This window comes from Corynebacterium sp. LK33 (assembly GCF_014334955.1).
GTDB lineage: Bacteria > Actinomycetota > Actinomycetes > Mycobacteriales > Mycobacteriaceae > Corynebacterium > Corynebacterium jeikeium_D.
This window is the reverse complement of sequence record NZ_PDGU01000026.1, coordinates 134928-154718: the sequence shown is the minus strand read 5'-3', so window position 1 is coordinate 154718 and position 19791 is coordinate 134928. Positions and strand designations below refer to the sequence as shown.

The 19791-nt window shown below is 59.2% G+C and carries 15 protein-coding genes; 5 read left to right on the top strand and 10 right to left on the bottom strand.

The window, feature by feature from the left end:
• A complete protein-coding gene (locus CRD20_RS09545) occupies positions 1–1911 on the bottom strand; it encodes an acetolactate synthase large subunit (RefSeq protein ID WP_187405308.1) in 1911 nt (636 codons plus the stop codon).
• A 360-nt stretch (positions 1912–2271) separates the two neighbouring features.
• Here CRD20_RS09545 and CRD20_RS09540 point away from each other — a divergent pair, with 360 nt between their 5' ends.
• From CRD20_RS09540 to ilvD, 3 genes are all read left to right on the top strand, one after another.
• Positions 2272–3927 carry a mechanosensitive ion channel family protein gene (locus tag CRD20_RS09540; RefSeq protein ID WP_070858491.1) on the top strand — a complete coding sequence of 552 codons (1656 nt, stop codon included), beginning with the start codon at positions 2272–2274 and terminating at the stop codon, positions 3925–3927.
• 57 nt (positions 3928–3984) lie between these two features.
• Positions 3985–4533: a PH domain-containing protein gene (locus CRD20_RS09535; RefSeq protein ID WP_070643907.1), complete on the top strand. Its 549-nt coding sequence runs from the start codon at positions 3985–3987 to the stop codon at positions 4531–4533.
• A 134-nt stretch (positions 4534–4667) separates the two neighbouring features.
• Positions 4668–6512 (top strand): dihydroxy-acid dehydratase, encoded by a 1845-nt coding sequence (ilvD, locus tag CRD20_RS09530; protein WP_070858475.1) that lies wholly within the window; start codon positions 4668–4670, stop codon positions 6510–6512.
• A gap of 15 nt (positions 6513–6527) precedes the next feature.
• Here ilvD and CRD20_RS09525 read toward each other — a convergent pair whose 3' ends face one another.
• Together CRD20_RS09525 and CRD20_RS09520 are read right to left on the bottom strand one after the other, a co-directional pair.
• Positions 6528–7412, bottom strand: a complete 885-nt coding sequence (locus CRD20_RS09525; protein WP_246824190.1) for a hypothetical protein — start codon at positions 7410–7412, stop codon at positions 6528–6530.
• Between the two features lie 75 nt (positions 7413–7487).
• A complete protein-coding gene (locus CRD20_RS09520; RefSeq protein ID WP_257877142.1) occupies positions 7488–8861 on the bottom strand; it encodes a DoxX family membrane protein in 1374 nt (457 codons plus the stop codon).
• A gap of 76 nt (positions 8862–8937) precedes the next feature.
• Here CRD20_RS09520 and CRD20_RS09515 point away from each other — a divergent pair, with 76 nt between their 5' ends.
• The gene (locus tag CRD20_RS09515) at positions 8938–10014 is read left to right on the top strand and encodes a glucose dehydrogenase (RefSeq protein ID WP_255468813.1); all 1077 of its coding nucleotides are present in this window, start codon (positions 8938–8940) and stop codon (positions 10012–10014) included.
• 26 nt (positions 10015–10040) lie between these two features.
• On the opposite strand, the gene gatB is transcribed toward CRD20_RS09515, so the two are convergent.
• Positions 10041–11549, bottom strand: coding sequence for an Asp-tRNA(Asn)/Glu-tRNA(Gln) amidotransferase subunit GatB (gatB, locus tag CRD20_RS09510; RefSeq protein ID WP_016422487.1), 1509 nt, complete (start codon positions 11547–11549; stop codon positions 10041–10043).
• Between the two features lie 53 nt (positions 11550–11602).
• On the opposite strand from gatB, the gene CRD20_RS09505 reads away from it, so the two are divergent.
• Positions 11603–12436, top strand: coding sequence for a class I SAM-dependent methyltransferase (locus CRD20_RS09505; RefSeq protein ID WP_187405307.1), 834 nt, complete (start codon positions 11603–11605; stop codon positions 12434–12436).
• Between the two features lie 9 nt (positions 12437–12445).
• Here the strand turns inward: CRD20_RS09505 and CRD20_RS09500 are convergent, their stop codons facing one another.
• The 6 genes from CRD20_RS09500 to gatA form a co-directional block, all read right to left on the bottom strand.
• Positions 12446–13909 (bottom strand): hypothetical protein, encoded by a 1464-nt coding sequence (locus CRD20_RS09500; RefSeq protein WP_070643889.1) that lies wholly within the window; start codon positions 13907–13909, stop codon positions 12446–12448.
• Between the two features lie 160 nt (positions 13910–14069).
• Positions 14070–15101 (bottom strand): ATP-dependent 6-phosphofructokinase, encoded by a 1032-nt coding sequence (locus CRD20_RS09495; protein WP_005509630.1) that lies wholly within the window; start codon positions 15099–15101, stop codon positions 14070–14072.
• Between the two features lie 53 nt (positions 15102–15154).
• Positions 15155–16279 carry an ABC transporter substrate-binding protein gene (locus tag CRD20_RS09490; protein WP_187405306.1) on the bottom strand — a complete coding sequence of 375 codons (1125 nt, stop codon included), beginning with the start codon at positions 16277–16279 and terminating at the stop codon, positions 15155–15157.
• Between the two features lie 10 nt (positions 16280–16289).
• Entirely contained in the window at positions 16290–17090 is an 801-nt protein-coding gene (locus tag CRD20_RS09485; protein WP_101687617.1) for an ABC transporter ATP-binding protein, read from the bottom strand.
• Positions 17091–18158, bottom strand: a complete 1068-nt coding sequence (locus CRD20_RS09480) for a FecCD family ABC transporter permease (RefSeq protein ID WP_370546213.1) — start codon at positions 18156–18158, stop codon at positions 17091–17093.
• A gap of 115 nt (positions 18159–18273) precedes the next feature.
• A complete protein-coding gene (gene gatA, locus CRD20_RS09475) occupies positions 18274–19788 on the bottom strand; it encodes an Asp-tRNA(Asn)/Glu-tRNA(Gln) amidotransferase subunit GatA (RefSeq protein WP_016422480.1) in 1515 nt (504 codons plus the stop codon).
• Positions 19789–19791: the final 3 nt, after the last annotated feature.

Here is a 19791-nt window from a genome sequence, read left to right as displayed (position 1 = left end):
TTAGCGGGTCTTCATGGACGGGTGGTTAGCGTCGGGCTGCTTCGCGGCGTCCTCGGCGTTGTCCACAACAGTGCCGTGGATGTCAGCCGGGGCCTCAGCTGCTGAATTCTCATCGTTGAACAGCGGGCGCAGACCGCGGGCGTATTCGACCTCATCATTGGACTTGCCAGCTGCCACCATCGGCCACACCTGAGCATCCTCACCGACAATGAAGTCAATAACCACCGGTCGGTCATTAATCTCGCGTGCCTTCTTAATCGCCGCCGCGACATCTTCCTTCTTGGTCACGCGGATCGCCACGCAGCCAAGCCCCTCGGAGAGCTGGACGAAGTCCGGCAGGTAGGAGTTATCCTCCGGGCGCAGCTTGGTGTTGGAGTAGCGCTGATCGTAGAACAGCGTCTGCCACTGACGAACCATGCCCAGATTACCGTTGTTAATCAAGGCAACCTTGATGGGAAAACCTTCCATTGCACAGGTGGTCAGCTCTTGATTGGTCATCTGGAAGCAACCATCACCGTCGATGGCCCAGACTTCCTTTTCTGGAGCAGCCGCCTTGGCACCCATCGCAGCCGGGATTGAGTAGCCCATCGTGCCGGCACCACCGGAGTTAAGCCAGGTGCGCGGGTTCTCGTACTGGACGAACTGCGCTGCCCACATCTGGTGCTGGCCGACGCCAGCGGCATAGATGGCATCTGGGCCAACGATGTCGGACAGAGTCTGAATTACAAACTGCGGAGCGATTGCACCATCAGCGGGTTCTTCCCACCCGAGGGGGAACTCGTCGCGGAGACCGTCGAGAAGCTTCAGCCAGTCGGCAATCTGCGGGCGACTAAGACCGAGCTTGGTGTAGGACTCGCTAAGTGCGGCAAGGACCTCGCGGGCATCGCCGACGATGGGAACATCAACTTCACGGAGCTTGCCAATCTCTGCCGGGTCAATGTCGGCGTGGATTACCTTCGCGTTCGGCGCGAAGGAATTCAGATCACCGGTAACACGGTCGTCGAAACGCGCGCCAATCGTGATGAGCAGGTCGGACTTCTGCAGAGCAGCGACGGCCGACACCTTGCCGTGCATGCCCGGCATACCCATGTGCAGCGGATGCGAGTCCGGGAATGCGCCGCGAGCCATCAGCGTGGTCACGACCGGAACTCCGGTCTGCTCGGCGAACTCGACCAGCTCCTTGGAAGCATCAGCCTTAATGACGCCACCACCGATGTAGAGCACCGGACGCTTTGCAGCAGCAATCATCTCAGCGGCTTCGTCAATCTGGCGCTGGTGCGGAGTCGTCACAGGACGGTAGCCCGGCAGATCAATCTCCGGCGGCCAGGTGAAGTCGATCATCGTATTCTGGAGGTCCTTCGGGACATCGACCAGAACCGGACCTGGACGGCCAGAGGATGCCAAATGGAAGGCCTCGGCAAGCGCGCGCGGGATGTCCTCAGCTTCGGTGACCATGAAGTTGTGCTTCGTAATCGGCATGGTCACACCGCGGATGTCAGCCTCCTGGAAAGCGTCAGTACCCAGCAGCGGGCGACCGACCTGACCAGTGATAGCGACAACCGGAACGGAGTCCATCTGAGCATCCGCGAGCGGGGTCACCAGGTTAGTAGCACCCGGGCCGGAAGTCGCGATACAGACACCAACCTTGCCGGAAACCTGCGCGTAACCAGTGGCAGCGTGGCCAGCTCCCTGCTCGTGGCGCACCAGGACGTGGCGAAGCTTCTCCGAGTCATAAATCGGATCGTAGAGCGGAAGCACTGCACCACCGGGAATACCGAAGGCTACCTCGACGCCGAGCTCTTCAAGGGATCGGACAATGGCTTTTGCACCAGAAATTCGCTCGGGGGCGCTGGTACGCGCCTTGGCCGCGAATTGGGCGGGCGATGGGGTGTGCTGCTCGTGCGCGTTCACGATTTCGCTCCTGGATCATGGTGGGCAACTACTCAACTCACATTCCCGCTAAGAAGCTACGAATGTGACGTTGAATACGACCATAACGTCCACATAGTGAGAAGTCAATCCCGCCAATTGGACACGCCACCCGTATCACACCCCGAGCACCCACCCGATTCCAACGAGAACCCCGCCCCAACTTTGGGAATCACTCTACCCAGAAACTCTCCGACCACGACCCCGGGGACACCCAAGCCTGCACACCCGAGCCCTACACGCCCAAGCCCCGCAAGCCCCAAGTCCAAAGCTCGTCTTTATGCATAATTCTTTACCTTTAAACTCAGCGCATATTAAGGCGAACGACCTACGGTGGATGGCATGGAATTCTTGCAATACATGTTGTTACGGACATGGCAATGGGTGGCCAATAACGGCCTTGCCATCGCATGTCTGGCCATTCTGCTAATTCTTGTTCCCCGTATCCGACGTTTCGTTCTGGCAATTGCGGACGGAAACATCTCCTCTTCAGAGGAGCAGTCCAAGGGACGGCGCGCACTGATTGGCGCTGTGGTTTACATCGTCGAAGTCATTGCATACTTCGTCTTAATCATCGCGATTCTGTCGAAATTCGGAATCTCACTGACCGCCGCCGCTATCCCCGCGACGGTTGTTTCCGCCGCTGTTGGTTTTGGCGCACAGGGAGTAATCGCCGACTTCCTTGGCGGACTGTTCATCATCGCCGAGAAGCAGTACGGCATTGGCGACTGGGTTGAGTTCCATGCCCCTTCGGGCACCGTGCAGGGTGACGTGGTCAATATGACATTGCGCGCCACCACCATCCGCACCCTCAACGGCGAGGAAATTATCGTGCCGAACTCCGAGGCACGCATGTGTATCAACTACTCCTCGCAGTGGTCCCGTGCTGTTGTTGAAGTTCCCGTACCGATGACCGCCGGTGGCTCCATTAAGGACCTGGAAGAGCGCACTGTCGCCGCCGCCAAGCGTGCAATCGCACTGGACTCCGTCAAGGACGCAGTTCTCTCTGAGATCAAATTGCAGTCCTCCACAGAACTCAATCCGCCAACGGTTATGGGACTGCCGTGGACCGTCACTATGCGCTTGATTGTCGACTGCAAACCGGGCGACCAATGGCTCATCGAGCGCGCCATCCGCGCCGCAGTCATCGACACTTGGTGGGATGACTACGGCGAGCGCGCCCAACAGACCCCGTTTGCTCCCGCCGAAGAAATCACCGGTCATGTCCGCGATGACACGATGATCGAACAGCTCAGGCAGGCCGATGCTAAGCAAGAGAAAAAACAACAGCTTGACGACGGCGACAGCGCTCCAACCGAAGTTGTCGAAGCGGTAGCGGACACTACTGCCCAGCCGGATACCGCAGAAACCAAACTGATGGAAACTCAGACCGTCGATAAGCAAGACGGGAACGAGCGATCCGACCTGCCGCATGCGGGTGCTGACCTCGATGATGCTCGACGCGAGCAAGAGGACAGCGGAAGCAACAATGCCATCCGCAAGCTGGTTAGCCACCCTGACTGGAAGACGCTCACGACGCGCCAGAAGATCCGGCGATTCCTCTCTGCCGGTGGACGTGCTCGCGTTTCGACAATCATGCTCTTGGCAACCCTAATTGTCCTCGGCGTTTTGAATCTCATGACGGTCGAGACCGAGGGCGGCCCATCCGGATGGCTAGCACCGAGCAGGTGGAGCGATCGGGTAACGACACAGGAAGAGGACTCGGAAGAGTCATCAGCTCCGCAATCATCGAACCAGCCGACTAGTACCACACAGAGTGTGCAGCCCACCGAGACTTCACAGCAGACTCAGACATCACAGAATCAGCCGTCCGAGACTTCACAGCAGCCTCAGAGCACGCAGAACCGCGCACCTTCGACCGCCACCTCCACCGAGCCAGACTCTACCCAGAGCAACACCGACAACGAGAACACTGGCGGATCACAGTCGACAGACTCCACTAACAACGCAGAACCAAACTCGGCCGGGGCGCAATAACGCGCAACTGCCTACCGCGCATTAACCAATCCGAACTACCCGCTACAATCAAAGGCCATGACTGACTCGACTCCACAGCTAAAAATTGCGACGCAGCGATTTCGCCCACAGAAGACGCATCTGTTCATCGTTGCGTTCATGCTCGTGCTGTGTGTAATTGCCACCGGTTTTGCCCCGTGGCTGGCCATTACCTTCCTGGCACCGTTGATTTATACGCTTTGGATTTTCCGAGTACGCACCACCGTAGGGCCACGCGGCATCACTGCGGTGTACCTATTGTCCAAGCGCCGTTCGGTGCCCTGGGGCGATTTTGCGGGCATCTTCTTCAACAAGGGCGGCCGCGCCTTTGCGGTAACCAAGTCAGATGAGCGCATCGCCCTGCCGGCCATCTCTTTTAATTCGCTGCCGGAGTTGAAGGAAGCCACTGGCGGTCTGATTCCAGATCCGATCGCTTCGGCTCGTATGGCGGAAAATGACAAGGTCGAGGTTTTCGACCGCGATGGCTACTCCGTAATGAAGAAGGTCAGTGAGGTTGAGGCTGATGCCAAGGCTAAAGGTGCTAAAGCCAAAGGTGCCAAGGCTAAAGGTGACGCCTCTGCCGAGTAACATATAAGCAGTCCACAAAGCCCCTAAATCTCATTATGCGGACACTAGTGACCATGAAATGAGACATTAGGGGCTTTTTGTGATTAATATGGATAATTAATTACCTTGCACCCTATCTAGGAAGGGCAGCCCCCATGATTCCCCTTCGCTCTAAAGTCACCACTGCCGGCCGTAATGCTGCAGGTGCGCGTTCGCTATGGCGCGCAACTGGCATGACCGATAACGACTTCGGCAAGCCGATTATCGCAATTGCCAACTCTTACACTCAGTTCGTTCCGGGTCACGTGCACCTGAAGGACGTTGGCGACATCGTCGCAGAAGCTGTAACCGCAGCCGGTGGCGTCCCCCGTGAGTTCAACACCATTGCTGTCGACGACGGAATTGCGATGGGTCACGACGGCATGCTCTACTCGCTGCCGTCCCGTGAGATTATTGCTGACTCTGTCGAGTACATGGTCAACGCTCACACCGCTGACGCATTGGTCTGTATTTCCAACTGTGACAAGATCACGCCGGGCATGCTCAATGCGGCTCTGCGTCTGAATATCCCGGTGGTCTTCGTTTCCGGCGGGCCGATGGAATCGGGATCTTCGATTGTTATCGATGGCGTCGTCAAGCCCGGCTCTGACCTCGTCTCGGCTATTTCTGCATCCGCGAACGACAAGGTCGATGACAAGAACCTGCTCGACATCGAGCGCTCGGCATGCCCGACCTGCGGATCGTGCTCGGGCATGTTCACTGCAAACTCGATGAACTGCCTGACCGAGGCCCTCGGCCTGTCCCTGCCGGGTAACGGTTCTACCCTGGCAACTCAGCAGGCGCGTCGCGATTTGTTCACGCGCGCCGGTGAACTGATTGTGGACCTGGCGAAGAGCTACTACCACGATGGTGACGAGTCCGTGCTGCCGCGCAACATCGCCAACCGCGACGCCTTTGTCAACGCAATGACGCTCGACGTTGCCATGGGCGGTTCCACCAACACGGTGCTGCATATTCTCGCTGCCGCCCAGGAGGGCGAGATCGACTTCGACCTCTCTGACATCGACGCGATTTCGCGCCGCGTGCCTTGTCTGTCCAAGGTGGCACCGAACTCGGACTACTACATGGAGGACGTCCACCGCGCCGGTGGTATTCCAGCCATCCTCGGCGAACTGCGCCGCGCGGGCCTGCTGCAAATGAGTGTCCGCTCCGTTCACTCCCCATCTCTGGAGGAGCACCTGGACAATTGGGATATCCGCGGCGGCAAGGCCACTGACGAAGCGATTGAACTGTTCCACGCAGCCCCTGGCGGCGTGCGCACCACCGAGCCGTTCTCCACATCCAACCGTTGGGAGAGCCTGGATACGGACTCCGAAAATGGCTGCATCCGCGACTTCGACCACGCCTACACGAAGGAAGGCGGTCTGTGTGTCCTGCGCGGCAACATCGCCGAGGACGGCGCTATCCTGAAGACCGCCGGTATCGGCGAGGATCAGTTCCACTTCGAGGGCACCGCTCGCGTCGTAGAGAGCCAAGAAGAGGCTGTCTCGGTCATCTTGAACCGCACCTTGCAGCCGGGCGAAGTTCTCTTTGTCATCTACGAGGGTCCTTCCGGCGGCCCTGGCATGCAGGAGATGCTGCACCCGACTGCATTCATCAAGGGCGCTGGCCTGGGTAAGGTCTGTGCGCTGGTCACCGATGGTCGCTTCTCCGGCGGTTCCTCCGGACTGTCTATCGGCCACGTTTCCCCGGAGGCCGCTGCCGGCGGCGCAATCGGTCTCGTCCGCAACGGCGACCCGGTGTACATCGATGTCGCTGAACGACGGCTCGAGATTCAGGTGTCCGACGAGGAGCTGGCCGCTCGCCGCGATGAGGAGCTCAAGCGCGATAAGCCTTTTACTCCGCACAAGCCGCGTCCGCGCAAGGTCTCCAAGGCGCTGCGCGCATACGCCAAGATGGCGTCCAGTGCGGATAAGGGGGCGGTCCGCATTGTCGACTAGCTAGATCAAACCCGCTTAAAGACCTGTGCTTACCGCACGGGCCTTTGGCGTTTCTAGAGTGGCTTTGCGCCCAGTCTTCTGCGTGGGCTTCACCAAATCCCGGTACTCGACGTCGGCAATCCCCTCAGCGACGTCCCCGGTGTGTGCATATTTGCCGCCCTCGGTAATGGCCGCCATTACATATCCGGGGCCAAAAACAACGGAAGAGTGCCACGAACGCCGGTTGGACCAGCCCATTTTCGCGCCTTCAGAGCCGGGCAGCCCGGCAAGACCAAAATTCTGTCGATAGCCATCGGCAGCAATCGGCGACCAGTGTCGCATCGCCTCGAGCACCTCAGAATTAGGATGCTTCAGATGAAGCTGGGAAATAAAAGACACCACATCTTCCGCGGTGGTCCTCGATACTCCCCACTTTTCTCCGCCGGAAGTGTTGAACAGGCCGTACTCGGTCGCAATGGAATCGACCGATTCCGGGTACTTCCGGTAAAAGTCGGCGGCCAAATCGTCGTCGGAACGCGAAATCATCTTTTCGACGCGCTCGGCATCGTCGGCAGTGCCGTGTTCGAGCACATACTGACCGATATACAACTTAATCAGGGATAGCGCCGGCAGCGGGCGTTGCGATGCCTGGCTGCTGTACCCCACGCCCACCGGCTCGTAGCTCACCGCCATTTGCGTGCGCGGGTCAGTCTCGATCAACCCTTCGGCGTTGAGGTTCATGCGCGGCAGACTCACCTCATGAGTCGGCCAGACGCTTGCCGACGAGACGGAGGCTGCAACCTCATTGTGCTCGCCGGCAGCGGCTGTCGAAGGTGAGTGAATCGACGTTGTAGCGCCTATCGAAGACATGAAAAAGACCACCGCGAGGGTGGTCTTTAGTGCGTGTCTCGACTTTGGCATAGGGGGCATTGTACCCCGACCCTAACCGAGAACCTAGTTTAGGTCGCTCGACTGTTTGTGCAGCTGCGAGCCGCCTTAGCCAACAAACGGCAGCGTTCCGGTCGTCAGCCACCACAGGCCAATTGCTGCGGCGATGGACAGAATTCCGAAGATCCACGACGATGCCAGTGGTCGACGAGCCCAGCCGCGTCCGAAATCGATGCCGATACGGCCCGGGCCGGTGAACTGCAAGCCAAGCGCCATGGCGGTCATCAACAGCTGTAGTTGGAGGTTACTGGAGTCCTGGCCAACGATATTCACACCATTGGCAGAGGTAGCCACATCAAACATGCTGAGGTAGGCGGACAATGCCAGCGCCAACGCCGCGGCCAGCGGTGTCGCGAGACCCAAGATAAGCAGGGCACCCGCGATAAGCTGAACCGTTGGGATGGCAGTGGCCATTACAGGGCCGAGGGCAAAGTTGTTCTGGCTAAACTGTGTCTCCAGCGCAGTGGTGCCACCGGAGTTGCCCCAGCCGAGCAGCGTTGTCAGACCATGGACCAGCAGTAGCGCACCCAATCCAAGACGCAGCAGCAGGAGGCCGAAGTCAGTGGTACCGCGACGGAACTCCGGTTCGTTGTCGTCGTAGAAGTCCGTGTCTTCATCGTCGTCAGCAGCGGCGGTAGTCGTAGCAGCAGTTGCCCCGGCGGCTCCTACGCCTGCTCCTGCAACACCAGCGGCGCCAGCTGCACCAGCGGTATCGCGGGACGCAGCCGGTTCAGCGAAATCCGATTCATCGAAATACTGAGTCTCAGCTGCGGAATTGCGTGAAGAGTCATAGGTCGGCTCCGCCTCATCGTCGAATGCTGGCTGTGCTTCCGACTTATTTGCAGTAGCTCCCGCTGCGGACGCTGCTGCCGCTTCAGAAGCCGAGAAGGCTTGCGTCGGCTGGCTGAAATCCTCGTCTGAATCAACGCGCTCACTACGAGCCGGCTGCTCAAAGATTTCGGTTGCCTCCGACTCCGGGGCCACCTCCGACTCTTTATCAGCCGCGGGCGCTGACTCAGTTTCAGCCTGCTCATCCCGCGGCGAAGGCTTACCGGCAGGGCTAATCACCTGAGGTGCCGTGCGGCCTGCAGCGGCGTAGGCATCGTAGCGCTTCTTCGGGGCTTCCTGAACTTCAGGCTCCGGTTCCGAGCTCGGATCGACCTCTGTCTCTGCCACTGTCTCTGATACAGCAGTGGATTCCGGCGGCAGGTTTTCCTGGTCTGCCTCCGACTCCTCCGCTACGCGCTTTTCCGGCACACCCGGAAAAACCTGCGTTGCGGTGTTGTCGCTGTCATCACGGTTGGTTTCTTCGTTCATTGGCTCAGCGAGCTTGCGGTAGGTCGGGACGTCGAGATCGTCATCGAATCCGTCCTCCACATTCTCGAGGGCGCGGTCGTTCGGGTACTTCTCTGAGTCGCTCACATCGTCCACATTAAATCTACTGCCTCACTTTTGGTCGCAGGCGTGGCCGTGAAACGAGGCTGTATTGTGTATGCCTATGGGATTCCACCTCGTCCACACCAGCAGTGCACAGGCTCGCGCTCGCGGGCGGCGTCGTCGTGCTGCGCTCGCCGCTGGTGTCATCGGGATGGTCTCTCTTTCCGGCTGCATGAGTGCCTCGAACGCGCTTGAGTTGCCGTTTACGGAAGACAAGTCAGAGCCGACGGGCATTGCCATGCCAAAGTTTTCCTCCCCTGATTTGCCCTCTACCCCGGTACCGACCACGGAAAGCAAAGCCAAAGACAAAGGCCCCTGTGACCTCGACGATGTCACTCTCGCCGCCTGCCTACCGCTTACCACCGCGCTAGCCTCAACGGCCCCTGGGGAGGCTCTCATCGCCACCGATGACGGTGCGCTCACCGTTGTCGCACCGGGTAAGACACCGCGTGAGGTCGCACGGCTCGGCGCCCCTGCAAAACAGTTGCTGCCCAGTCCCTCGGTTGAAGAGGACCGCCAGGTCTTTGTTTTGCGTGACGACGACACCATCGCGCGCGTCACCCTCGTGGAGGGCGGCACCGCTGATGTGCGCGAACTTCCGGATCTCAGCGAGCCGGGCATTCTCGGTATCTATTTTGACCGAAATTCGGGCGCCCTGTCCCCGCGCAAATTGCTCGTGGGGGATCCCGGCATTGAGTTTCAGCAGTTCTGCCATGGTCCTGACGGAATGCCGCCGTTGGCAACCGCCATTCTCGACGGCACCCCGCAGCTGGTTCAGCTCACCGGCCCTGTGATTAACCCCCTCGGCGGTGTGGACCTGAACGATTCCATCGGTGGATGCGCAGTGATGGGTGACCGCGTGGTCATTGCCATCCCAGACGCGCAGAAGGTCATCTCCATGCCGGTGGGGCCACAGTACAGTGGGCCCGACGCGGCGTGGGAAGTCAAGGGTTCCCCTGAGGTGCTTGTCGACGGCGACTTCGGCCACATCTCGCATGTAGCAGCTGTCGCAGCGAATCAGGGTATTGAAGTTTGGGGTGCCACGACAAACAAAACCGCCGGGGCACAACCGTCGGAGTCTGACGAGCGCGTCGTCAGACTGCCGAGCGATGGTGCCGCCGGCGGTTCCCCGGATTAGCTTTCAGGGAGGCTAGCTCGGTGTTGCTAGCTCAGCTTCTTCGCAATCAGCTGGTTAACCTGAGCCGGGTCTGCCTTGCCGCGGGTGGCCTTCATGACCTGCCCCACGATGGCACCGACAACCTTCTTGTTGCCAGCTCGGTACTTCTCCACGATGTCCGGATTAGCAGCCAGTGCATCGTCGACGGCCTTCTCAATAGCACCGTCGTCGCGAACGACCTCCAGGCCACGGGCAGCAACGACCTCATCAACATCGCCCTCGCCTGCGAGCACGCCGTCGACGGCCTTACGGGCCAGCTTGTTGGTGAGCTTGCCCTCTTCAATCAGAGCAATCACGCGGGCGACCTGTGCCGGAGTAATTGCGAGCTCAGCCAGCTCCACGCCTGCCTCGTTGGCCTTCTGAGCGAGGTAAGCGACCCACCAGGAACGAGCCTCAGCCGGGCCGGCACCAGCCTCAACGGTGTCGACAATCAGGTCGAGTGCGCCGGCGTTAACCAGGTCGCGCATTTCTTCGTCCTTCAGACCCCACTCTTCCTGGATGCGAGCGCGGCGAACCCACGGCAGCTCCGGCAGAGTTGCGCGGATTTCCTCCACCCACTCACGCGGAGCGATAACCGGTGGCAAATCCGGGTCGTTGAAGTAGCGGTAGTCCGACTGCGACTCCTTCGGGCGGCCCTTAGAAGTCGTACCGTCGGTCTCCTGGTAGTGGCGGGTTTCCTGAACGATCTCCTCGCCATTGGTAATCGCAGCAGCCTGGCGCTGCATCTCGTAGCGAACAGCCTGTTCAACCGACTTCAGGGAGTTGATGTTCTTGGTCTCGGTACGAGTACCGAACTCCTCCTGGCCAATTGGGCGCAGGGAAACGTTGGAGTCCACACGCATTGAGCCCTGGTCCATGCGGGCATCGGAGACACCGAGGGACTTCACCAGGTCACGCAGTGCAGAAACGTACGCACGAGCAACCTCTGGGGCTCGCTCTCCTGCACCGAGAATCGGCTTAGTCACAATCTCGATCAGCGGAATACCTGCGCGGTTGCAGTCCACCAGCGAACGCGTGGCGCCGTGAATACGACCATCGGCACCGCCCAGGTGCGTCAGCTTGCCGGTGTCTTCTTCCATGTGAGCGCGCTCGATTTCGACACGGAACTCCGTGCCGTCGTCAAGCTGAACGTCAAGATATCCGTCGTAGGCGATTGGCTCGTCGTACTGCGAAATCTGGTAGTTCTTCGGCTGGTCCGGGTAGAAGTAGTTCTTGCGCGCGAAGCGGGAGGACTCAGCAATCTCGCAGTTCAGCGCAAGGCCAATCTTGATGGCCCACTCAACGCCCTGACGGTTAACCACGGGCAGCGCGCCCGGCAGGCCGAGGCTGCAGGGATCGACGTTGCTATTCGGCTCGGCACCAAAGTGCGCCGAGGAGGAGGAGAACATCTTGGTATTCGTCGAGAGCTCGACGTGAACCTCCATGCCCATTACCGGGTCAAAACGTTCGAGGACCTCATCAAAGTCCATCAAGTCATCAGCGTATGCAGCGGTCATGTTTGTAGAGTCTACTAGCGATGGCCCCGCGTGCGTGCCCTAGGGTATAAGTCGTGCCCGGAGTTAACGAACACCCACCGATTCCACCGACGTCAGCACGCGATACGCCAACGTTCCGCGATGCCGCTGACCGCCACCGCGCAAGCGCTACTTTCGACGACGACCTGCAGGAAAGCGCCGACGGCGCCTCGGGCTACCACCGCGTGCGCCCCGAATATCCTCCAACCGTCATCGAAGCGCTTACCCGCCTTGCACCGCGCCCACAGGTAGTCGCCGATATCGGCGCCGGCACTGGAAAGCTCACCGCCTCGCTTGCCGACGTCTACCGCGATGCCACCCTGCTGGCACTCGATCCCTCCACCGCGATGCGGCAAGCACTGATGCACAATGTGCCAGCGGCGGAATGCCTGGAAGGTACTGCGGAGCGCACGAGACTGGAGTCCGACAGCGTCGATGTAGCAACATGTGCGCAGACGTGGCACTGGGTGGACACGGCAGCTGCAAGTAAAGAATTTGCGCGGGTTTTACGCACCGATGGTGTGGCTATGTTGGTGTGGAACACCTTGGACGTCTCCGTACCGTGGGTGCATCGGCTCAGCCGCATCATGCACGCCGGTGACGTGTTGCGGCCCGGCTTCTACCCCGAGGTTGGTCCAGAGTTGGAGTTAGTCGATGAGGTACGCCTGGCCTGGGAGCAGACACTGACTATCGAAGACATCGTGTTGCTGGCACGGACACGTTCCTACTGGCTTCGTTCCAAGCCCGCCACACGCGCCAAGGTGGAGGCGAACTTGCACTGGTATCTCCACGAACACTTGGGGCACACATATGAAGAAGGCATCGCCCTTCCCTACCGGTGCGATGCCTTCTATTTTCAAGTTGCCTAGTCGCGCTAGTTAGTTTTCTTTCTTCGACTTAGGGTGAGCCACGCGCTTGAATGCATTCTTAGTCTGTCCTGCCAATTTCTTCGGAGCGGTGTCTACGGCCTCGCCTGGGAAGGAGTTCTTCGCAGTCTCGCGAGGATTGTCTGCGTCAGAGGCCTCTTCAATTTCGGAGAGCTTCTCCAGCCGCTCATTGTCCTTTTCTACGATGCGCTCGGCGTCATCCTCAGTGAAGTCCACGTTATCGTCGCTGACCAATTCCTCGACGATGTCATCGCGAACGCTTTCCTGAAGGTCGACGTTGGAAATGTTGGAGTTAGCCAAAGCTCGATCGAGCTTCTTCTGATCCGCGGTGGTGAACTTTTTGTTCGGATGCATCTTCCGGCGAGCGAGCTTGCGGATACGGCCGCGGCGCTTCGACTCCTCCATCAGCTTGTTACGTCCAGTCAAGTACGCACCACACAGAACAACGATGAGAGCGATACCGACGTATCCAAGGGCCGGGTAGATGGAGCCGACCAAAGCCTTGAACCCGAAGAAACTCAGGCCAAAACCAATCAGCACGGTCACGATAAACACCAAGCGGAAGCGGTGCGGAGTATTGCGCGTCAGGCGGCGGCCCAGCGCGTAGAACATGCCAATGGCCGTGTTGAAAATCATGGCGTAGATGATGATCGCCATCACGGTACCCAGGACCGGGTGGATTTCATTGACGATTGCCAGAGTCGGCATATCCTCATGGCCAACGTCCTTGACCTTGAAGAAGAGGGCAAAGGTCACCAGGGTCAGCAGACCTGCGTAGATGCTGCCGCCCATGAGACCACCGATGCCAGCTTCGCGCGGGTTCAGGTAGCTACCGCCGATGACGATGGACATCGACACGGCCACCATCACGCAGAAACCAACATAGTTCAGGGCAGAAATAGACCAGTGCGGCAGCGATGTCGACAGTTCATTGGTGTACTGCGCAGCCTCCGACATCGACGTGTCGGTGGTGAACAGAGTGTAGATACCGGCACCAAGCAAGAACACGATGATGAACGGAGTGATCATGCCAATCACGCGGCTGACCTTGTCGGCATCCAGCATGCCGACACCCAATGTCAGGGCAACCATGATGACGGCACCAATCCACACCTCAAGTCCGAACTGCTGGTTCAAGTTCGCACCGGCACCGGCGAACATGACGAAGCCGGTACAGAACAGCGTGATCATCACGGCGATATCCAAAATCTTCGAGACCCAATTGCGGGTGATTACGTCGAAGACCTCGGAGTGTTCGTCAGCCTGCAAATAGCTGGCAATTGACAGTACCGCCAGACCACTGGCAATCATCACGACGGAGGCAAGTATCACACCCCACAGTCCGTTGGTGCCGAATGCCACGAAGTACTGCATCATTTCCTGGCCGGAGGCGAATCCGGCACCGACAGTTAGGCCGACAAAGGCCATTGCAATTGTTGTGGCTCTTTTCCACATAGCGAGAAAATCCTAAATATTCTTCTATTTTTCAAAAAAAACTGGAACCCTATAAAACATACTGCCCGGGCTGGTGATTGAAACACCAACCCGGGCCGTACGCCTATTTCGTTATGAAGATGTGCCGAAATGTTTAGCAAAGCGTGCTTAACCAACGCATTTAGCCAAACAGCGCAGCAGCTGCGCGGTAACGCCCCTCAGGTACAACCTTCAACTCTGAGACCGCATCATCGATGTCGATACGCTGAATGTCCTCGCCGTGGAGAGCAACAATCTTGCCGAAATCGCCCTCGTGGACCGCACGGGTCGCGTGGATACCGTAGCGGGTAGCCAGTACGCGGTCGTACGCAGTAGGCGTACCGCCACGCTGAATGTGGCCAAGCACCGTGGTGCGCACGTCGTACCCGGTGCGCTTCTTAATCTCCGCACCAATAACCTGACCAATGCCGTTGAAGGTTTGGTGGCCGAACTGGTCGACACCGCCCTCTTCGTAATCCATGGTGCCCGGCTTCGGGGTGGCGCCCTCGGCGACGACGATGATGCCGTACTTCTCGCCCATCTGGAAACGGCGTTCCATCGACTTCACAATCTCATTGATGTCGAATGGCTTTTCCGGAATGACAATGTGGTGAGCACCACCGGCCATACCCGCATGCAATGCAATCCAGCCCACGTGTCGGCCCATGACCTCAACAATCATGACGCGCTGGTGGGATTCCGCGGTGGTGTGCAAACGGTCAACCGCGTCGGTGGCAACGGCCACTGCAGTGTCGAAACCGAAGGTGTAGTCCGTACCGTTGACATCATTATCAATGGTCTTCGGAACACCGACGACCGGCACCCCGTTGTCCGAAAGCCACTTGCCGGCCTTCAGCGTGCCTTCGCCACCGATGGGAATCAGGGCATCGATGCCCGCATCAGCGAGGTTTTCCTTGATGCGGTCGAGGTTGGACATGAGGATGTCCGGGTGCACGCGGCCGGTGCCCAGCATCGTGCCGCCACGCAGCAGCATGCGGTCAATCCGCTCGTCGTCGTAAAGCTGAACCCTACGGTCTTCCATAAGACCAATCCAACCGTCCTCAAAGCCGACGACGGTTGAGCCGTACTCGCTCGAGCTAGTACGGACAATTGCACGGATAACGGCATTCAGACCGGGACAATCTCCACCGGAGGTAAGGGTCGCAATTCGCATGATGCCCACCTTAGTCGCGTTAGTCAGTTCGTGCTTGACAGCCTTGGTCAAAACTACTTCTGCAGGTATTCCTGCCCCGGCAGCTCAGATGGCAGCTCCATTTTCGTTGTCACCTCCGACGTCGGCATTAGACCATATTCTTCGAGTGCCTTGCGCACGTACTCTGCGGCATCGATATTCAGCGGAGACTCCGTCCACAATGCAATCGGCAGGTTAATGAAGCGATTTTCCTTGACCGCCTCTAGATTCTTCGTGGCTGGGTTAGTGCGCAGAACCTTGATTTTCTCTTCAAAGGTCTGACCTGGGTAATCCACAAGCGCGATGAAGTCTGGATTCATCTCCGCGACATGCTCCCAGGAGGTCGTAGTCCAGGTGTCCTTAATAGACTCGGCTGCATTCGTCGCGCCGGCCTTTTCCAGGATGCCCTGAGGTGCGCCAAAGGATCCCGAGGTAAACGGTGCTTCACCGGCAGAGTCAAAGAGGAAGCCCACCGGCTTCTTGTCGCCCTTCGGCGCGGCATCCAAGGCTTGCAGACGGTTATCTATATCTGCAATAACCCTGTCGCCCTCACCGTCGTGTCCGGTCAAGGTAGCGATGTTCTTCAAATCGATCTTGACGGCTTCCCACGGATCCACCAGCCCACGAGTGTGCCCCGGGTCGCCACTGCTACCCTGGTCTGTCTTGCCTTCCGCACTGCTCCGGCAGGACTCCGTCAGGGTGTAGGCACCGATACCGTGCTCGGAAAGCGATTCCGGGGTAATACCCTTATCCTCGCTAAATCCATAGCCCCAGCCCGCCAGCATCAGATCCGGCTCGGCCGCAATAACCTGCTCCAAATTCGGGTATTCCTTCGCAACTTCTGGCTTTTGCGCAATTTCATCGCCGTAAGCTGCGGTCAACACCGGCAAGTGCGAGGCCATAGAGCTCACTGCAGTGATCTCATCCGCGGCCCCCACAGCTAGTGCCAGCGAGGCGACGTTGCCGTCGTTGATGAGCAGCTTTTTAGCTACACCCGGGTAGCTGACTTCTTCACCGCAGTTGGTGAGGGTAAGGCCTGACGACGAAGCCTGCGTTCCCTCATCAGAGCCACAGGCGGCGGCTCCGAATACCAGTGCAGCCACTGCGATACCAGCTGCTGAGGCACGCAGGGGACGTCGGAAAGCATGTGCCTTATTCAAGGGAGTACTCCTAGTTGATGGTGGCAGCATCCAGCTCGCTATCGATTGCGAGATGACGGCGGCCAGAGGGGGAATTGAGCTGACAGGATTCAACCTGAAAGATTTTGGCGACGAAGTCGCGGGTCAGCACGTCTACGGGGATGCCGTCGGCCGCGATACCGCCGTCCGCGACCACGATGACGCGGTCGAAGTGGTTCATCACCAGGTCCAAGTCGTGGATGGCGGCAATGACACACGCTCCGCTGGAGCGGGCCAGCCGGAGGACGGATTGTTGATGGCGCACGTCGAGGTGGTTGGTGGGCTCGTCGAGAAGCATAATCGGCGAGTCCTGGGCGATGGCGCGCGCCAAACATACGCGACGACGTTGCCCGCCCGAGAGCTGCCCACACAGGCGTTGCGCGACTGTTTCCAGACCTATGAGCGCCAGCGCACGGTCGACGTGGGAGTTGTCCTCGGCAGTGTTGCCACCCAAAAGGCGCTGGTAGGGCAACCGACCGAGGGAGACAAAGTCGCGCACTCGCATTTCGGCGGGTGGGACCTCGTTTTGTGCGACGAAAGCGAGATCACGAGCGCGGTGCTTCGAGCTGATTGAACTCATCGATGTGCCGTTAATCTCGACCTCGCCCGCGGCCGGTTTCGTGATTCCGCCGAGCGCACGCAGCAACGTGGATTTGCCCGCGCCGTTAACACCGATGATGGCGGTCATGGGCTCCGCGCCGAAGCTGAGGTTGACTCCGCTGACGATGGTGCGTCCGGCGATGTCACAGCGCACATCTTTCGCGGAGAGGACAGATTTTTGTGGGGCGCTCATTTACTCGGCACCTCCGTAGCTGTAGTGTGAGCGGCTCATGAGGTAGAGGAAGAGCGGTGCGCCAACCAGTCCCGTGACCACGCCCAGCGGCATTTCCTGGCTTCCGCCCACTACGCGCGCGATGATGTCCACCCAGATGAGAAACAGCCCACCCATGAGTGCAGCAACCGGTAGGACAACGCGGTGCGTGGCACCTACCAAGATGCGGGTCAAGTGCGGAATCACCAGGCCGACAAACCCGATACCGCCCGATACCGCCACGAGCGTGCCGACGAGGACAGCCTGGAGCACAAATACCTGCGTGCGTAGCCGAGAAACGTCAATACCTACGGCCGCTGCGGTGCTCTCACCAGTTGCCAGCGCATCGAGATGACGGGCCTTGAACAGGAAAAACAACAGTACTGCGATGAGGACGATGAGCGGGAAGAGTGTCTTCACCCATGTCGCACCGGCAACCGAGCCCAGCATCCAAAACATCACAGACTGCGCGGCCCTCGGGTCTGGCCCAGCGAAGACCATGAAGCTACTCAGCGCGGAAAACGCAGCGGAGAGCACAACGCCAGAGAGCACCAAACGCAGCGGGGTTAGTCCTCCCCCGGCCGTAGCGAAGGCGCCGACTGCGAGGGTGGCCATGACTGCACCGAGGAGTGCGCCGAATGTCAGCGGCGCGATGGGGCTACCGGAGAAAGCACCAAAGATGATCACCGCGGTCGCACCGGCGCCGGCACCCGCGGAAATACCTAGCAGATACGGGTCTGCCAACGGGTTACGGACCAATGTCTGCATAGCCACACCGGAGACAGCTAGCCCCGCCCCTACAATCGCTGCGAGAATTCCCCGGGGAGCGCGGAGATTCCAGATGATGGTGTCCGAACTGGCGGGCACAGACTCATCGAGCTCAGTGCCGAAAAGGTGATGCGAAATGACCTGTGTCGTGGTGGACCAGGTGATATCCGCCGAGCCGAAGACCACCGCAGCGACCAGACTGATGGCAATGGCTATGACAATGACCAGCCCATAAATCCACGGCATAAATTGCGGCGGGTTTTTAATTCTGACTCTCTCCATGTTTGCGTTCCTGCGCATGTATGAACTTTCCCCCGACGCGACAACAACCGCCGCTCTCCCACTTCGGTGAGAAAACGACGGTTGAAGAAAACCGACTAACGCTTATTGAGCGCTTTTATGCAATCGGGCCACGAACCTTTTCGTAGGCCGCGCCGACCTTGTACAGACGATCATCACCGTGGCGCGGAGCCATAATCTGCAGGCCCACCGGCAGGCCGGTGTCTTCAGCCAGGCCCGACGGCACGGACATGCCACACATGCCGGCCAGGTTGAGCGGCAGAGTACACAGGTCGAACATGTACATGCTCAGCGGGTCGTCAACCTTCTCGCCCAGCTTGAACGCAGTGGTCGGAGTGGTCGGCGAGATCAGGACATCCACCTGTTCGAAGGCCCGCTCGAAGTCCTGCTGAATCAAGGTACGGACACGCTGTGCCTGGATGTAGTAGGCGTCGTAGTAGCCGACCGATAGCGCGTAGGTACCGATGATGATGCGTCGCTTAACCTCATCGCCGAAACCAGCGGCACGGGTCATAGCCATGACCTCATCGGCGGAGTGCGTACCGTCATCACCAACACGCTGGCCGTAACGCATGCCGTCGAAACGAGCCAGGTTGGAGCTGACCTCACACGGCAGAATCAGGTAGTACGCGCTCAGAGCGTGGTCAAAGTTCGGGCAATCGACCTCGACGACCTCAGCGCCAGCTTCCTTCAGCTTGTCGACGGCCTCGTGGAAGCTATCCAGTACGCCGGCCTGGTACCCCTCGGTGCGGTCAAACTGCTTGACGATGCCGACCTTAACCCCCGTGAGGTCACCGGTAGCACCTTCCTTGGCAGCAGCAACCACATCGGCAATCGGCTGCTCCGTGGAAGTCGAGTCGTTCTCGTCGTGGCCAGCAATGATTTCGTGCAACAGCGCGGTGTCCAGAACGGTACGCGCGGTCGGGCCACCTTGGTCCAACGAGGAGGCACAAGCGACCAGGCCGTAGCGGGATACCGTGCCATAGGTCGGCTTCACACCGACCGTTGCGGTCAGAGCTGCTGGCTGACGAATCGAGCCACCGGTGTCAGTACCGATAGCCAGCGGAGCCATACCGGAGGCCAGCGCCGCGGAAGAGCCACCACCGGAACCGCCTGCGGTGCGCTCAACATCCCACGGGTTGTGAGTCGGGCCGTAAGCGGAGTTCTCAGTCGACGAGCCCATCGCGAACTCATCCATGTTGGTCTTACCCAGGATTGGGATGCCAGCTGCACGCAACTTGGCAGTAACCGTTGCGTCGTAAGGGCTCATGTAGCCCTCGAGCATCTTGGAAGCGCAGGTGGTCGGCGCATCGGTGGTAGTGAAGACATCCTTCAGTGCCAGCGGAACACCGGCCAGCGCGGAGGCTGGCTCCTCGCCAGCATCCAGCGACTCATCGACCTTGCGAGCTGCAGCCAGGGCCTCTTCGGCACCGACGTGCAGGAATGCGTGAATGTCCTCATCAATTGCCGCGATACGGTCGAGGAACGCCTGGGTGACCTCTACCGAGGTCAGCTCACGAGCGTGAATCTTCTGTGCGAGCTCAAAAGCGCTCAGCCCCAGAATCGGGTCCTCAGCAACAGCGGCATGCAGGTTCGGGTTAGCTGCAGTCATTTC

Coding starts and splice junctions, on each gene's coding strand:
- CRD20_RS09540 (WP_070858491.1), top strand. CDS start 2,272: ATGGAATTCTTGCAATACATGTTGTTACGGACATGGCAATGGGTGGCC.
- CRD20_RS09535 (WP_070643907.1), top strand. CDS start 3,985: ATGACTGACTCGACTCCACAGCTAAAAATTGCGACGCAGCGATTTCGC.
- ilvD (WP_070858475.1), top strand. CDS start 4,668: ATGATTCCCCTTCGCTCTAAAGTCACCACTGCCGGCCGTAATGCTGCA.
- CRD20_RS09525 (WP_246824190.1), bottom strand. CDS start 7,412: ATGCCAAAGTCGAGACACGCACTAAAGACCACCCTCGCGGTGGTCTTT.
- CRD20_RS09515 (WP_255468813.1), top strand. CDS start 8,938: ATGGGATTCCACCTCGTCCACACCAGCAGTGCACAGGCTCGCGCTCGC.
- gatB (WP_016422487.1), bottom strand. CDS start 11,549: ATGACCGCTGCATACGCTGATGACTTGATGGACTTTGATGAGGTCCTC.
- CRD20_RS09500 (WP_070643889.1), bottom strand. CDS start 13,909: ATGTGGAAAAGAGCCACAACAATTGCAATGGCCTTTGTCGGCCTAACT.
- CRD20_RS09495 (WP_005509630.1), bottom strand. CDS start 15,101: ATGCGAATTGCGACCCTTACCTCCGGTGGAGATTGTCCCGGTCTGAAT.
- CRD20_RS09485 (WP_101687617.1), bottom strand. CDS start 17,090: ATGAGCGCCCCACAAAAATCTGTCCTCTCCGCGAAAGATGTGCGCTGT.
- CRD20_RS09480 (WP_370546213.1), bottom strand. CDS start 18,158: ATGGAGAGAGTCAGAATTAAAAACCCGCCGCAATTTATGCCGTGGATT.
- gatA (WP_016422480.1), bottom strand. CDS start 19,788: ATGACTGCAGCTAACCCGAACCTGCATGCCGCTGTTGCTGAGGACCCG.